The 14,350-nt window shown below is 68.8% G+C and carries 12 protein-coding genes and 1 pseudogene; 2 read left to right on the top strand and 11 right to left on the bottom strand.

What is annotated here, in order from left to right; translation table 11 throughout:
- Positions 1-2: 2 nt before the first annotated feature.
- Positions 3-527, bottom strand: a complete 525-nt coding sequence (locus AB2U05_RS23265) for an NUDIX domain-containing protein (RefSeq protein WP_369184142.1) — start codon at positions 525-527, stop codon at positions 3-5.
- 88 nt (positions 528-615) lie between these two features.
- Complete coding sequence (locus tag AB2U05_RS23260; RefSeq protein ID WP_369184141.1) at positions 616-1,071, bottom strand: ATP-binding protein; 456 nt, start codon at positions 1,069-1,071, stop codon at positions 616-618.
- Between the two features lie 51 nt (positions 1,072-1,122).
- On the opposite strand from AB2U05_RS23260, the pseudogene AB2U05_RS23255 reads away from it, so the two are divergent.
- Both AB2U05_RS23255 and AB2U05_RS23250 read left to right on the top strand, forming a co-directional pair.
- Positions 1,123-2,150 (top strand): annotated as a pseudogene (locus tag AB2U05_RS23255) (Scr1 family TA system antitoxin-like transcriptional regulator).
- Positions 2,147-2,377 carry a DUF397 domain-containing protein gene (locus tag AB2U05_RS23250; RefSeq protein WP_369184140.1) on the top strand — a complete coding sequence of 77 codons (231 nt, stop codon included), beginning with the start codon at positions 2,147-2,149 and terminating at the stop codon, positions 2,375-2,377. The pseudogene AB2U05_RS23255 and the gene AB2U05_RS23250 overlap by 4 nt, the downstream one beginning before the upstream one ends.
- A 1,678-nt stretch (positions 2,378-4,055) precedes the next feature.
- On the opposite strand, the gene AB2U05_RS23245 is transcribed toward AB2U05_RS23250, so the two are convergent.
- From AB2U05_RS23245 to AB2U05_RS23205, 9 genes are read right to left on the bottom strand one after another with little or no spacing between them, the layout of a single operon-like run.
- Positions 4,056-4,319 (bottom strand): hypothetical protein, encoded by a 264-nt coding sequence (locus tag AB2U05_RS23245; protein WP_369184139.1) that lies wholly within the window; start codon positions 4,317-4,319, stop codon positions 4,056-4,058.
- Positions 4,316-5,359, bottom strand: a complete 1,044-nt coding sequence (locus AB2U05_RS23240; protein ID WP_369184138.1) for a DnaB-like helicase N-terminal domain-containing protein — start codon at positions 5,357-5,359, stop codon at positions 4,316-4,318. Before AB2U05_RS23240 ends, AB2U05_RS23245 begins: the two co-directional genes overlap by 4 nt.
- Before the next feature lie 2 nt (positions 5,360-5,361).
- Positions 5,362-6,192, bottom strand: a complete 831-nt coding sequence (locus tag AB2U05_RS23235) for a hypothetical protein (RefSeq protein WP_369184137.1) — start codon at positions 6,190-6,192, stop codon at positions 5,362-5,364.
- Complete coding sequence (locus tag AB2U05_RS23230; protein WP_369184136.1) at positions 6,189-6,974, bottom strand: DnaB-like helicase N-terminal domain-containing protein; 786 nt, start codon at positions 6,972-6,974, stop codon at positions 6,189-6,191. The genes AB2U05_RS23235 and AB2U05_RS23230 overlap by 4 nt, the downstream gene beginning before the upstream one ends.
- The gene (locus AB2U05_RS23225; RefSeq protein WP_369184135.1) at positions 6,971-8,782 is read right to left on the bottom strand and encodes a type IV secretory system conjugative DNA transfer family protein; all 1,812 of its coding nucleotides are present in this window, start codon (positions 8,780-8,782) and stop codon (positions 6,971-6,973) included. Before AB2U05_RS23225 ends, AB2U05_RS23230 begins: the two co-directional genes overlap by 4 nt.
- Position 8,783: 1 nt before the next feature.
- Positions 8,784-10,277, bottom strand: coding sequence for a VirB4 family type IV secretion system protein (locus tag AB2U05_RS23220; protein ID WP_369184134.1), 1,494 nt, complete (start codon positions 10,275-10,277; stop codon positions 8,784-8,786).
- Complete coding sequence (locus AB2U05_RS23215; RefSeq protein ID WP_045700736.1) at positions 10,277-11,815, bottom strand: SCO6880 family protein; 1,539 nt, start codon at positions 11,813-11,815, stop codon at positions 10,277-10,279. The genes AB2U05_RS23220 and AB2U05_RS23215 overlap by 1 nt, the downstream gene beginning before the upstream one ends.
- Entirely contained in the window at positions 11,812-13,563 is a 1,752-nt protein-coding gene (locus AB2U05_RS23210; RefSeq protein ID WP_369184133.1) for a conjugal transfer protein TrbL family protein, read from the bottom strand. The genes AB2U05_RS23215 and AB2U05_RS23210 overlap by 4 nt, the downstream gene beginning before the upstream one ends.
- A 34-nt stretch (positions 13,564-13,597) precedes the next feature.
- Entirely contained in the window at positions 13,598-14,347 is a 750-nt protein-coding gene (locus AB2U05_RS23205) for a hypothetical protein (protein WP_369184132.1), read from the bottom strand.
- Between the last annotated feature and the right edge of the window lie 3 nt (positions 14,348-14,350).

The following is a 14,350-nucleotide window of genomic DNA, read 5'->3' as shown; positions in this document are numbered from 1 at the left end:
GGTTAGTCGGACAGGCGTCCCAGCAGGGCGCCCTGGCCGGACTGGAGGATGTGCGCGGCCTCCAGCGGAATCCAGAAGCACTCGAAGTGGGTGGGCTCCTGCTCGCCGTCGTGGTCCTCCTGGCTCATCCACCGCTCCGGGGTGGGCTCGGTGAGCTCCAGGTGGAAGACGTGCCGGTGCTGCATCTCGAACCGGTACGGGCTGATGTCGTACTCGGTCTCGCCGAGCTTGCGCACGATCTTGAAGTCGTTCAGGCCGGTCTCCTCCCGGGCCTCGCGCAGGGCGGCGGCCTCCGGGGTCTCGCTGGGGCGGATGCTGCCAGCCGGGACCTGGATGCCGACCTCCTCGTAGGAGTAGTCGGTGTGCCGGAACACCAGCAGCCGCCCGTCGCGCACGACGTAGACGAGCACCTTCTCCTTGATGATCTTCTCGGGCATCGGAACCTCCACGTGGTCGGGAATGATCGTCTGGAGCCTGCGGGAGCGCGGCTCCAGCCCCTCGGTCCGGCGGTCACGCCGGACGGGCAAGCCCACGAGTCTAGGTCCACTGAGTTGCCGTCAACTCGCTTTCTCCCAGCCCTTGCCAGGGAGGTCGGACCACTGTGCGGTGGGATGATCAGCCGGGCGCCACGGCCATCGCCGGTGCCCCTACGAAGGCGCTTTCGCCCTCGCGGCCCGCGCACTGGAGGCTGAACCGGATCTCCTTGCCGCGCGGCTGGAGTTCGGTCTCCAGCCCGCCCACGAGGCTGGCGAGCAGGAGGAGCCCCCGCCCGCCGGTCGCGTCCTGCTCCGGCTCTCCGGCCAGCGGCAGCCGGTCGTCGAAGTCGGTGACGCCGACGCGGATGCCGTTCGAAGTCTCCCGCACCAGCAGTTCACCCCCGCCTTCGGTGTGCAGGAGGACGTTGGTCAGCAGTTCAGTCACCCCCAGCTCCGCCACGTCTGCGAACTCGCTCTTGCGCCAGATCCGCAGCTGGGCCCGCACGATCTCGCGCACGCGCCCCATCGCTTCGGGCCGCAGCACGGGAAGGACCAGGCGCAGCTCCCCGAGCTGGTCGACAGTCGCGGCAGACATGGGCCCTCCGGATGGCTTCGGATACAGGGCTGCCGTTGCGCTCCGTACCCAATGGGGCACTCTGCGCTCGGCCGGAGTTCGATGATGGACCCGCAATGGCAGAAGGGCAAGGTCTCCAGAGAGGAAAAGCTTTCCTTCTGGCGAACTGTCATATGCACTTACTGGCACGGGCACTACGCTTTCCCTGAGAAAGCTGCGGTTCCGGAGTCAGGAGGTGCGATGCCCGTCGAGCCGACCCCGCGCCGAAGGCGCTTGGGAACAGAGATCCGGCGTGCCCGAGAGGCGCTGGGATGGAGCCTGGAAGAGGCCGCCCAGCACCTCGGCTACAAGGCACTGTCGACCGTCAGCAAGATCGAGAACGGGACACAAGGAGTCAAGCTCCAGGTCCTTCCCCACTTCTTCGAAGTCCTGCAGATCCACGACCAAGCCCGGCGCGAGCAGTGGCGCGAGCTGGTCCGACGCGCCGGTGAGCCGGACTGGCACCAGCGCTACCAGGGCGTCGTCGAGGACCCCCTCAGTGACTACTTGACCGAGATCGAGGAAGCCCTCGACCTGTTCCACTGGAACTCCGGCGCCCTGCATGGCCTGCTCCAGATCCCGTCGTACGAGCGGGCGATCGTCGAAGGCAGCCGGGCCTGGACCACCGCCGAGGACATCGAGCGCTTCCTCGCCATGCGCACAGAGCATCGCCAGGCCATGGCCAAGCGCCAACCAGCCCTGCGCATATGGTCCGTGATCCCGAAGGGCTCCTCCGCCAGGAAGTCGGCGGCCGGGCCGTCGCCCAGGCCCAGGTCGAGCACCTCATCGACCTTCTCAAGAGCGACCCGAACACGACCATCCAAGTCCTGCCGCTGAGCGCCGGCGCGCACGCGGGCATGGACGGGCCATTCATGCTGATGTCGTTCGCCACCGGCAACGACACGGTCACCATAGAGGCCACCCGAGCGCGGCTCCACCTCACCGACCCGGAGTCGGTCGAGGTCTACCGCACCACCAGCAACCACCTGAAGTCCGATGCCCTCGGTCAGAAGGCATCCCTGTCCCTACTCAAGACGATCGCCAAGGAACTCGCGTCATGAACAAGAACGACCTCGACCCTGCCTGGCTCGAAGAGCAACTCGCCAGAGCCGAGTGGCAGACCGCCAGCAGTGGCGGCACCAACTGCGTAGAGGTCGCCTTCCTCGAAAACGCCATCGTCGCGATCCGAGACTCGAAGAACAAGCAGAAGCCGCCGCACATCTTCGACGACGCCGAGTACGACGTCTTCGTGGCGGGCATCTTGCGCGGCGAACTGCGCAGGGTCTGACAACCCCCGCGGCATGGGCCAGCTCCGGAAGTCGCACATGCCGCACGGACCGGCTCGATGACCTACATCGAGCACGCCGGGAGCGACTTCACCGACTACATCTGACGGTCCGGGAGCGCGACTTGGGGCGGAGGCCGTGGCGCCGCAACCGCGTGGATGCGGCCTCGCCTGGAGGCGAGGCCGCATCCCTACATGTCGTCGTCGGCGAGAATCCAGCCAGGAATCGACACTCCTTTTGCGTCGACGGTGATTCTTTGGAAGTTCCCGCGAGGCAAGCTCGTGAGATTCTCAACAATGCTATCCTCGTACACCCGATCATCCAATGCCAAGGTTAGGCCCTGCCGCGATCTCCTCATCTCCGGGTGATCGAGGAGTCTAACGGTATTTACAAGTCGCCTGCCCGTGAATCCGTGATCGCCGAATCGAACAATGCCGAACCCGATTGCGAGGCCGATGCCATTCGCCTCGCCGGGGGTGCCGAATGTTTCGGCGACGGAGGCCCACCGCAAGTGCCCTGGTGAAGTGCTCCACTAGATAGCACTCGGATGCATCGCGTGGCAGGATTCCAATGGCGCCATCCCCCGTCGACTGTACGTGCCAATCCCGCACGTCCAATCCAGAACTTTCGGCCGCCTTGTTGATGAGGTCATTAAAGTCCCTCTGCGACGTTAGGCCCTGGTCAAGGTCCCGATATTGACGAATCTCAGCGGCAAAAAAATTGCGCCGTTCTGGCCTTTGAATGGTAATCGTAACCGTCTCGACCTGGGAACTGCCGGCGTTAGATGACGGTGCTTTCCTAACTTCTTCGCGCTCTCGCGTGGAGCTATCGAGTCCTGTGGTTTCGGCCATGCCGATGGCTACTACCCACAGTCCTCGGATTCGTGCGACCTCGCCGGGAACATCCGCCGGCCCTGTATGCCAGATCAGAAGTTGCCGCACGAGGGCGTCCAGCTTAAGCCACCGCTGGGGAAGCGCCTCCCCTCTCAAGATCTTACTGATCCCTTCGTGGCTGATCGTGTCGTGAAAATCATCATTGGCACGAATTGCTGAGCTTGTCTTTTGGAGACCAGGGTAGCCCGCGTTCTTATAGAGCTCGTGAACTGCTTCCAGCAGCCGGCGGTGCGGGCCGTCGGGCAAATCGTCCTGTCCGGGCATCCGAATCGGCATGGAGCCTCCGCCATTGATGAAAGTTGATGAAGCTTGACAAGGAGAGGATGCCACGCAACTGGCCTCAACTGGGGTCATCTCCAGACAACTTCTGACCTTCGGACTGTGCGGGGCCGGAGTCTAGACATCAGGGGTCGCAAGACCTCGGACGAAGAGCAGCTCTCGTATGGAGGTCTGATGGGAACGACTAGCAAGGCAGCCAGCCGCGGTCGGTGGCTTCGAGTCGTAAGGTACGGGTTCGTTTGCGGCGCAGCTGGTGCAGTGGGACAGTACGCCATCGACGCGATGGTGTGGCTGGTCCATCACATGTAGCAGGCGGCGGCACTGCCGAGCTGAAAGGGGTCCGGCAGGTGGCCGGGCCCCTCAGGGCGTCTAGTCACTCGGCCACGGCAGCAAGCGAGCTGACCGATGCGCTCCACCAACGGGCCAGCGCCGGGGGACAGCACCGCCTGAGCAGGGGGTGACGGCCGCCCGCCTACGGCGAACACCCTCACCTCCTACTGCGCCCACGTCAGCTGCTGCTCCACCGCACGGCCTCGTCAGCGAGGCGCATGTTCGCTGCCATCAGGTCAAGGCCGGCCGCGACATCGGCTCTGGTGACCTCCCACCAGCCGGCCCGGTCGAAGATCCACCAGCTGGACCGGTACCAGGCGAAGTCCGTGATCGTCTCGCTGAGGTGGTGGGCGCTGCCGTCCGCGAGGGCGGCGTCCATGACGGCGTGGCTGAGGTCGGCCATCATGCCCGCGTCGGAGTTGGTCATCATGGTCCCCCTCACGGCCGGATGGTCGGCTGGATGCTGGGGGCCTGCTGCACCGGCGGTGGTTGCAGGAGCGGCGCTGGCTCCACCGGAGCGGTCGACGTGACGGCCCTGACGGTAAGGTCCGCCTTGGGCTCCGCCCCGGGAGTGCGGGCGATGATGTCGACAGCGGCGAAGTCCGTGGCGAGCTTCGTCCGGATGTCCTCCGCCATCATCTCCCCCGACAGCTCGATGGCGGCACCGACGACGACCGCGGTGGCGGCGAGGCGGGCGAGGTAGTCGGGGCGCTCCTCACGCTGCTCGACACGGACCTCCACGGTCACCTCGTACGCCTGGGGGTCCTGCTGGTAGACCTCCCACTCGACGGTCAGCTGGTCGACTGGTTCGTCCCGCTCCGCCACGACCACGATCGCCTCGTAGACCTCGCGGCGGGGGCCTTCCTCGAACACCTCGGGGTACAACCAGGTGCTCACCTCTCGGATCTGCTCTGGGTGTTGGAGAAGGTCCGCCAGCACGGCGTCCTGGCGCTCAAGGCGAGTCTCGAACCGGATCTCCCCCTCCCCCGCCGGCCTCGCCCGCGCCTCGTACGGCGCCGGGGCGGGCTCGCTGTACTTGGCCACCGGAGCGGCCTGCTCGGTGTGCCTCATCGCCTGGGCGAGGCGGTCGAGCACCGGGTCCGGTCCGCGTAGCCCCAGGGCTGCTGTCCGCAGTCGGTCGACGTGCTGGGCGAGGTCCCGGCGCACGGCCGACTCCTGGACCATGCGGGCGTAACTCGCGATGGCGCGGGGCTGCGGCGCAGCATCTGCGAGACGACGCAGGTAGTCGGCGGTGACACCAGGGATGGCGGTTCGCTGGGCGATCAGCTCCGGCAGCTGGGCGGTCGGGGTGGTCGGGCTGCTGGTCCGCGAGTCGATCAGCGCGGTCAGGACGGCGCGGTGGGTGGGATGGGCCATGCGGTCGGGGGTGAGGTAAGCGATGTCGTCCAGGCGTTGGCGGTCGCGGAGGGCGGCGCCGATGACGGCTTGCTCGGCACGGAGTACGAGGTCGGGGTGGGTCATTGTCAGTTCGTCCTCGACTTCGTTCCGGTGGTGGCTTCCCTGTAGCGGCGGGCGGCGTCGTCCGCGGCGGCCATCCGGGCGGCGGCGTCGTCGAGCCGTGCCAGCAGTTCCTCGTTGACGACGCGAAGCCAGGCGCCGTCGATGTCGACGGCCCACCAGGTGTCGGCGAACCGCACGTACTCGGGGATGCCGGGGCTGATCGGCGTGGCGAGGCCGCGGGCCCGGGCGTCGTCCATCTGGGCTGCGGTGAGGCGGTCCGGGCTACCGGCTTCGGCGGTGTCGGCGTGGGCGGCCAGCAGTCGGCCGGGGATGCCGGCCCAGGGGTCCGCGTCGGTCCAGCGCTTCTGGAGCTCCCGGTCCTCGGCGGCCGGGAACTCCTGGCCACGGTGGCCTGTCCGGCATGCGGTGGCGTAGACGGCGGTCGCATTGGCAACCACCGTGCGCAGTTCGGTGTGCCAGTAGCGAGCGGCCTGGCCAACCTGCTGGTCCAGGGCGGCACCGTAGATTTCCTCCCGCCAGACCTTGAGGGCCCACAGCTCTTCGATTAGGCCGGGGTGTTCGGCCCAGCAGCGTGGCAGCCTGGATTCGACGGCCAGCTCGTAGCGGTCGTGGAGCCAGGTCACCCAGTCGCAGAGGCCGCCCCAGGCCGCGATGCGCTCGGGTCCGGTCATCGTGTGCCACTCGACCAGCCGGGTACGGGGCTTCGCGTCGGAGCCGGCCGGGTGGGCGCCGGTGGTCGGCGTCGTGTCGGCGCGGCGCCCTCGGAGGCGTCGGATGCGGGTGCGCGGCCGGTGCTTGACCCTGCCGATCGGCGTGATCGCGGGCTCGGTCATGTCTGGTCCTGGAGCTGGGCGGGCAGGATTCGGGTGCGTTCGGAACTGGCGGTCGGGTACCCGGTGGGCTGCTTCCCAGCGTGCGCGGAGCTGGCGGCCGATGCCGCTCTCCAGTCGGTCATCACGAGGTGCACGGCGGCGTCGAGCGACTCGATCGACGTGCTCGGGGTGAGCATGAGCCGACGCAGGTAGGAGACGGTGTCCATGGACTCCGCGACCAGGTGCGCCAGTCGAGGGGACAGCGCGTCGGTGCTGCGGTGAACGTGGTCTTCGATGGCCGCGGGGGTCACCGTCTCGTTGTCCGCGTGCAGCGCGAGCATCGCCTCGTAGATGCCGTAGCGCACATGGGTGGTGAACGTGTCCACAGGTACCCAGCCGCCAAGGTCGGCGAGTTCACGGGGGCGCTGCACGAGGTAGGCCAGCACCAGGTCCTCGTGGTCGGCCCGGGTAGGCCGCCAACTGCTCAGCGGGAGGAACCGGCCGGTGGTGTCCGCGCGGTGGTCGGCCCAGTCATCGGTCGGCCAGTGCGCAGGGACGGTTTCCTGGTAGCCGGGGCTCCATACGGTGATCACCGGTGTGCCGGAGTGGTCTTCTCCGGGGTGGTAGAGGGCGCCGTCGATTCCGCGCACCGGTCCGCTCCACCGCAGGGTGGACTCGGCCGGAAGCTCGGAGCGGCGGAGCAGGCCGTGGTGGTGGCGTCGGTCGAAGCGGGCGAGCCAGCGCCGGTCGGCGTCGGTCCGCGGTTCGGCGTGGTGCCCGCTCCACGCGGGTCGGGGGGTCACGCGGCGGCCTCAACGGGGTCGAGTTCGCCGGCGCGGTAGCGTCGCGACCACTCGATACTCTCTTGGTACAACTTGCGGTCGGGGCCTTCGTAGTGGCGCTGCATGCGGACCTTGGTGATGGGGGTGGTGGCGTGGATAACCAGGGCTTCGCGCTTCTCCTCGTCGAGGGTGCGGATCTCGTCCGGGGTGACGGTCTTGCGGTCCTGAAGGGTGGTCTGCATCGTGGTGCCCTGCGCGCCGCTCTGGTAGGTCGTCAGGGACTCGCGGAAGATCCCGGCCAACTTCGAGAACTCTTCGAGTTCGTCGCCGCCGAGGCCGCCGAGGGCGATCTTGACGGTGGAGCTTCCCCAGAGCATCTCGGCCCCTTCGCGGCCCCAGACCTTGCGGGCCTGGGCCATGTTCTGGAGCACGGCGACGGTGAAGATGCCTGAGCCGCCCGCGAAGGACATCAGGTCGGGCAGGTTCGGCAGCGGCGTGACGTTGGCGACCTCGTCCAGCAGCGCTCCCATCGGCGGGTCGAGCCTGCCGCCGGGAGAGCGGTCGGCGAGGCGCTTGGCGGTGCCGAAGACCTCGGAGACGAAGGCGGAGATCAGGGGGGCAAGCGCGGTGGCATCTTCCTTGTCGACGAGCAGGTAGATGGTGCCGTTGCTGCGCAGCCAGTCCTCGATGTCGATGCCCTGGCCGGCCTTGGGGACGAAGGTGGAGCGGGCCAGCGGCGAGAAGAGAGGCGTCAGCGCGGTCTGTACGGTGGCGAAGAGGTTCGCCCGGGTGTCACCGGGGTTGCGGTAGAGGCCGTCGAGCATCTCGGCGACTCCGGGTTCCGCGCGGCGGGACTCGGCGAGCAGCTTGATCGGTTCTTCGAGATGGGCGTTGAAGCCCCAGCGCAGGACGTCCTCCATGCTGCGGTCGGCGATGGCTGCGGCGTGCAGCCAACCGGCGAGCAGGGAGGTTGCGGTGGCGCCGAAGAAGCCCGCGCCGCTGGAGTCGGTGGTCTCGCTCTTGCCGATCTTGACCATGAGGTCGGCTCTCTGCATGGCCTTGCCGAAGTCCTCGCAGCCGCTGGTGGGCGACCACTGCACCTGGTCGGGCCAGTCGACCATGCCGGTCGGCAGCATCGCCAGGGTCGGGCCGAGCCCGCGTCGGATCATCGCGGTCGCATCGAGGACGTCGGCTCGGACGCTGGTGATGAGCATCGGGCCGCGCCAGGCACGAATCCAGGGGATAATCACCTGGCTGGTCTTGCCCTGGCGCGGGGCGGCCAGCATCAGCACGGAGTTCTCGATGCAGACCCAGAGCAGCATGCCGGCCAGGGTGCGACCGAGCTGCACCGCGACGTCGGCGGCGGTGATCCGGTGGCCCTTGAGCGAGGGCCGGACGATGGGCCCGCGCCTGACCACCGCGGCGGCGGACAGGGTCTTCGACAGCTGGGAGACGGAGGCGAAGCCGCGCACGGAACGGCTCCGCCGGAGACGGCGCAGGGCGATGGCGCCAGCGGCGACCATCGTGCTGGCGACGATCGCGGCTGCGACGGCGAAGCCGGCCGGGCCGGGAAGGTCGCGGCGGACCTGCCCGGGCCAGGCTGCCCTAGGGTCGTCCAGATGGTGCGGCAGCTGCTTGGCAACGCTGAACGCGTCGCCGAACGGGACCGCCGGCCAGGAGGCGTGGGTGATCAACCCGGCGACCTGGCCGGTGGCCCACGTCCCCACGGTGACGGTGACCACCACGATGATCAGCAGTACGATCAAGTAGTCCGCAGGGCCGTCCAGCACCGGCCGCCGCGCGACGGTGGAGTTCGAGGCGGAGGCCATCTCACACAGCCATCCGCTCGTTGGTGTAGTACAACTGCCGCTCAGCCGGGCTCAAGATCGTTTGCACAACGTGGCTGGAGTTCCTGCCGATCTTCCAGATCGCGCGACCGATCTGTTCACCGCTCCAAGAGGCGATGTGCGCGCACTCGGTGTCGGTCAAGCCGATCACGTCGCGGGTCATGGCCAGGGGTGCGGTGTCCTGGCGCATGCAGATACGCACGTCGCAGCTGGAGATGAGGTTGCGGGCGATGCTGACCTCTTCGCTGCCCTGGGCGCCGACCGCCTCGAAGTCCTCCAAGCGATGGGTACTCAAGATCTGCATCGTTCCCTGGGCTCGCGAGAGCCGCAGGTCCGAGTCCAACTTGCGGATCATCGCCGGGACTCGCATCGCGCGCCACAGCTCGTCGCGCACGACCAGGCGCACGGGGCCGCCCGGTTCGTCGATCGCCGCCTGGCCCCAACTGCTCACACAAGCAAGGGTCATGGCCACGGTCTCGTCGCCGCGGCCATCGATTCTCGACAGGTCGACGGTCTGGATCGGCGCGCCGAAGTCCGGCCGAACGGTGGTGGGTCCGTCGAACAGGCCGGACAAGCTGCCGCGAACCATGTTGCCGAGGGCGTCGGCGGCCGGACGGATCATCTCCCGCAGCTCGGTGACGTCGGTGTCGCGGACGCGCAGGTCCTGGGCCATCTCGGGCAGCGGGTCGCGCAGCAGGGCCCAGACCTGAGGGATAGTCGGGTCGATCAGGTGGCTGGCGCCGGTGGCCTGGCCGGAGGCGTGCTTGATGGCGAGGGAGAGTGCGGCTTCCTCGGTCGGTGTGAGGTTACGGCCGAGGCGCATGACCAGCAGAGAGGAGAGCAACGTGATCCGGCGACGGTGGACTTCGTCCAGGCGCTCGCGCAGCTCCTCCGGGTCGGACGGCAGGTTGGTGCCGAGCGGTCCGCTGTCCAGCGGGTTGAGCCGGTTCCGCAGCCCGGGGCCGAGTTCGACCGGCTCGACGCCGAACGCCCGCGCCAGGGAGGCGTACTCGTTCTTGATGTCCCCGAGGATGAACGACCGGACGCCGTAGGCGGCCAGGCGGGTCACCAAGGACTTGATGGTCGCACTCTTGCCGGTGCCGGGAACTCCGGTGATCAGCAAATTAGGGTTTGTGATCAACCCACGGTGCAGCCACTCGATCGGATGGCAGGAGAAGGCGCCGCCGGAGAGGCAGTCGACGCCGATGTAGGCGCCGGCCGGAGGCATGGAGGCCCCGTACAGCCAGGGATACAGCCCCTGGACCTGCCCGGTGCTACCCCTGTAGACCGGGACCTCGGGCATCCGCGGTGCTCGCCCGGCGAACGGGCGGGCGTAGCCGCGCCGGGGCGCGACCGGTTCCCGGCGCACCTTCGGCGCCTTCCGGGACGCGGACTTCGGCTGCACCGGCACCGGCCGGCCCAGCACGTCGGTGAGGTCGAGGACGGGGAGGTCGGTGGTGGATCGGCGACGGAACATCAGGCCGCCCTCTTCTTGGGCAGGCCCATGCCGACCGGCAGCGCGCCGATCGCGAAGCCCACGTCCTGGGCCATCCACATGCGCTGGAGTTCGATGCTGCCGCTGTTGGCGTCGGCCAGGAGCTCGCTGCAGGCGTCCTCAAGGTCCGCGGGGTCGGTGACGGTAACGGTGCAGTAGGCGGTGTAACGGACCATGCCGTGGCCGGCGGCACGCTCCTGGTCCTGGGCCTCCGCGCGGCGCAGTGCCTGCTTCTCCGCTTCCGGGACGATCTGGCCGGTCTTGTGCCGCATGTTGACGGCGACCTCGCGGGCGGTGCGCTCCTGCATGATCTCGCGCTCGGCGGCGCGCGGGCTGCGGGGCTCGAAGTGGAGGTTCAGGGTCCTTCGGTACTTTCCTTCGCCCAGCAGGGGGGCGAGGGCGGTGGCGTATACCTTGTTCTTCGGCCAGCTGTGGACGGCGTAGGTGACCGAGACGGCGCCGTCGTGCTCGTACCGGCCGCGCCAGGCGTGGGCGGCGGACGGGCCGGCCGCTGTCGGGCTGACTCCCGCCGCGAAGGGGGCCTGGTCGCCTCGGAGGGCGGCGGAGGTGGCTGCGGCGCGGCGCTCTGCGAGCATCCGGCCGGAGTCCGGGTCGAAGGCGGTCCTCATGACCTCGGCCAGTTCGCGGGGGTTGAGCCAGCTCTCGACCTGGAGGTCTGCGGAGGCGATCGAGGACGTCATGGCCCGAAGGTTGCGGACCAGGACGGCGGCGGCTCCGGCGTCGCCGCCGCCCGCCGCCTTGATGGGGCTGGCGGCACGGGCGGCGGACATCGTGATCGCGAGGTACGCCTCCCGCTGGCTGGTCGCCAGCGTGGCGGTGGAGAGCAGCGACTTGGTGACGTCGACCGCGACGGCGGGCGCCTCGGCGGCGACGTGGTCGGCGTGCCAGCGCTGGAGCGCGGCGCCGGACTCCGGGACGATCCGCTGGAGCGCCTGAATCCGGATGATCGCGTTGCCCTCGGTGCACTGGGACTGGAGCAGCGAGCCCCAGTTGGCCACCCGCTGGTCACGCCTGCTGGAATCGGCAAGGCCGATGCCGGGAACGCGCACCCGGGCGACCGCCGTGTAGGTGCGATCGAGACGGTGGTGGATCACCGCGATCGGGGCGCCGCTGCCCCCGTCTGCTTCGAGGATCGCCAACGGGGCGAGGATGCCGGGCAGGTCCAGCCGAGGTTCGTCCGTCTCGGATACGCGGGGTGCGAAGGCGCCGGAGAGGAAACGATTCTGCCCGCGGAAGCGGAGGATTTCGAAGGACATGAAGGCGACCGCCCATTCATCGACCGTACGGCCGGCGATCCGGACGAACGCGAGTAGGAAGAGGACAAACGACACGGGCCATGTCACAAGTCCGGCCCGGATGTAGGAGATTGCGAAGGGCCAGATCAGTCCGAGGACACCGGTGCCGACCATCGCCGCCCGTTGTCCCGAGAGGCCGAACAAGAAGTTGACCTTCTCCTGCTGCCACCCGAAGTAGGTGCGGGTAGCGGTCTCGGTACTCATGACTTGCCTCCTCCTTCGGAGTGGTCAGGACGAGTGGTCTTGGCGGGAGGAGCAGCAGGGCGCTCGACCGGAGCGGCCTGGGTGCGGGAGGTACCGGGGCGGTCTGCCGGGGCTGGCGCGGGCGCGGTTTGCGCGGTCTGCCCCTGAGCCGACTCGGTTCGACCGGCTGCGGGTTGGCTGGCCTGGAGCGGTGCGGCGCTGGAGGCGGAGCGGTTCGCGGCGGCCGGGACCTGCGCGGAGGTCTCAGTCCCGGCGGGGGAGTCCGCGCCTACCGACGAACCTGCGCTCGGGCTTGCGGACACCGGGGGCATCTCGATGGTGGGCGGGTCGCTGCGCGGAGCACCAGCGACTGGCAGGCTCGGGGTGCTGTCCTGGAGGGCCTGCTGGTGATCGGCTTGCGCGCCGGCTGGCCCAACCGCGTCGGCCTGCTGCTCCTGCTGGTTCGACCAGTCCGGCTCCGGCTGGTCGGGCAGCAGACCTCCCGCCGTGGGCAACGGTGCGCTGGCATGGCGGTTGACGTACCCAGCAGGCTGCGCCGCGTACGGGTTCGCGCCCTGCACCCCGGCGTGGCCGGCCATCTTCTCCATGCCACCGGCCAAGGAGTTGACCGCTTGCTGGGCGGCCTTGACCGCTGCGACGGCGATCATCCCGACCGGGCCAGCTGCGGCGCCGGCTCCACCGGCCGCAGCGCCTCCGGCTCCACCGGCCGCACCACCTGCCGCACCACCACCGGCACCACCGGCGGCGCCTCCGCCCTTGCTGGCGAAGCTGTTCATCGTGCGGCTAGCGCTCTCCTGCCCGAAGGAATCCGGCGAGGCGCCGGTCAGTGGACCGCCCGCGGTGCTGAGTCGGCCTCCGGCGAAGCCGAGTAGAGCGGCGAGACCGGCACCGCCGCCGACCTGGACGCTTGCGAAGCTGAAGAACCTCGCGATGGCCGGCCACGCCAGGGCCGCGAGCAGCAGGATGAGCATCCCCGACAGGGTGGTCTGGAGGTCTTTCGAGTCGCCCGCGACGTTGAAGCCCAGGGCGAAGACCAGGGCGATGATCGGCTTGAGGATGATCAGCTGGACGGTGGAGGAGACGAGCTTGGACCACCAGGTCTTGGTCGAGTCGGACACCTGGCCTGCCGCCGAGATGGGCGAGGTGGCGACGAGCACGACGATCGCCGCATTGCGCAGGAGCATCTCGAACCAGAGCACCAGCGTCAGCAGGATGCCGATGATGGCGATGATCAGCAGGAGCGAGGCCGCCGTCCCCGGCGTGTAGGAGACGAGCTTGGCGATCTTGTCGCTGAGGGCCTGCTCTCCGCCGAGTGAGTTGTCGACGATGTACTTCGTCAGTTCGTCACTCGCCGCCAACGCGGTGGAGGCGACGACCAGGGTGAGAAGAAACGCCAGCGCCGCCTTGCCGACGCCTACGGCGGCGGTGGCCAGCGGGCGGCCGTCGTGGGTGATCACCGTACGGATGACCTGGAAGACGACCAGCAGGCAGGCGACGAGGGCGGCGACACCGAGGGATATCGCGTAGACGCTCCTGACTCCGTTGCTGGCGAGGTCTGGCGCCGGAATCTTGACGAAGGCCGTGGCGAACGTCTTGAGCAGCTCGGTCGCGGCGTCCGCGAAGGACTTGCAGATCGAGTCCCACGCGCTGCTCGCCACCTTGCCGGCGGCGTCGCCGGCGAGCCCGCCGAGGACGGTGTCGCCGATGCCAGGAACGCAGTCGAGGGGACTGGTCAGGCCGCAGGCCATGCAAGCCCCCTGGTGGTGGTGCTGGTGACCATGGTTATCGCTTCAATTCCTGCCAGCCCTTGGCCGCAGCTTGGGGGCTGCCCGGCTCGGCGACGAGGCTGGTGTAGTCGGTGGTGGAGTTGCCCGAAGGGGCGGGGATGCGCCAGTCGTTCGCGGACCAGGTGAGGTCGAGCGGGTAGACGCCCATGCGGGTCTGCATCCCGGTGCCGGGCACGCTGGTGGTGTAGGTGGACAGCAGCAGGACCTGGACGTTGTCGGGGCCGACCGAACGCACCTGGTACTCGATGGGCGACAGGACGACGGAGACTCCGGGCTGCAACTGGCCGCTCTGCGGCAGACCGAGCCCCTTGCGGGTGGCGACCGGGCCCTTGGCGAGGTCGTCCGCGGCGGAGGACCAGGAGTCGACGGCGACGAGGCGGGCGACGGCTGCGGCGCGGTCGGGTTCAAGGGTGGAGCCGAGCTGGCGCCAGTACTCGACCGCCGCCGAAACAGCGCCTACCGTGGAATGAGGGAAGCCCAACTGCACCCCGTTGACGAGGCGCTCTCCGCGCACGAGCTGGAGCGGGCCGGTCAGCCCGGGAGCGGGCGACCCCGTGGAGTCCACGCCGGTGACCGAACCAGGTCCGGGGATGGCGGCCGGCGGCGTGAACACCTTGGGCCCTCGGGGCTCACTGCTGGACTCGATGGCGACCCCGATGGCAACGCAGGCGAGCAGGCCAGCGACACCGAGGAGGAGCAGCGGCAGAATCCGGCGGCGGGGGCGGTGGTCGAGGAACTGGTTCATGGT

Source organism: Streptomyces sp. Y1 (assembly GCF_041053115.1).
Classification (GTDB): Bacteria; Actinomycetota; Actinomycetes; order Streptomycetales; family Streptomycetaceae; genus Kitasatospora; species Kitasatospora rubellomurina.
This window is presented reverse-complemented; position numbering and strand designations above follow the sequence as displayed.

Coding starts and splice junctions, on each gene's coding strand:
- AB2U05_RS23260 (WP_369184141.1), bottom strand. CDS start 1,071: ATGTCTGCCGCGACTGTCGACCAGCTCGGGGAGCTGCGCCTGGTCCTT.
- AB2U05_RS23250 (WP_369184140.1), top strand. CDS start 2,147: ATGAACAAGAACGACCTCGACCCTGCCTGGCTCGAAGAGCAACTCGCC.
- AB2U05_RS23240 (WP_369184138.1), bottom strand. CDS start 5,359: ATGACCCACCCCGACCTCGTACTCCGTGCCGAGCAAGCCGTCATCGGC.
- AB2U05_RS23235 (WP_369184137.1), bottom strand. CDS start 6,192: ATGACCGAGCCCGCGATCACGCCGATCGGCAGGGTCAAGCACCGGCCG.
- AB2U05_RS23225 (WP_369184135.1), bottom strand. CDS start 8,782: ATGGCCTCCGCCTCGAACTCCACCGTCGCGCGGCGGCCGGTGCTGGAC.
- AB2U05_RS23220 (WP_369184134.1), bottom strand. CDS start 10,277: ATGTTCCGTCGCCGATCCACCACCGACCTCCCCGTCCTCGACCTCACC.
- AB2U05_RS23215 (WP_045700736.1), bottom strand. CDS start 11,815: ATGAGTACCGAGACCGCTACCCGCACCTACTTCGGGTGGCAGCAGGAG.
- AB2U05_RS23210 (WP_369184133.1), bottom strand. CDS start 13,563: ATGGCCTGCGGCCTGACCAGTCCCCTCGACTGCGTTCCTGGCATCGGC.
- AB2U05_RS23205 (WP_369184132.1), bottom strand. CDS start 14,347: ATGAACCAGTTCCTCGACCACCGCCCCCGCCGCCGGATTCTGCCGCTG.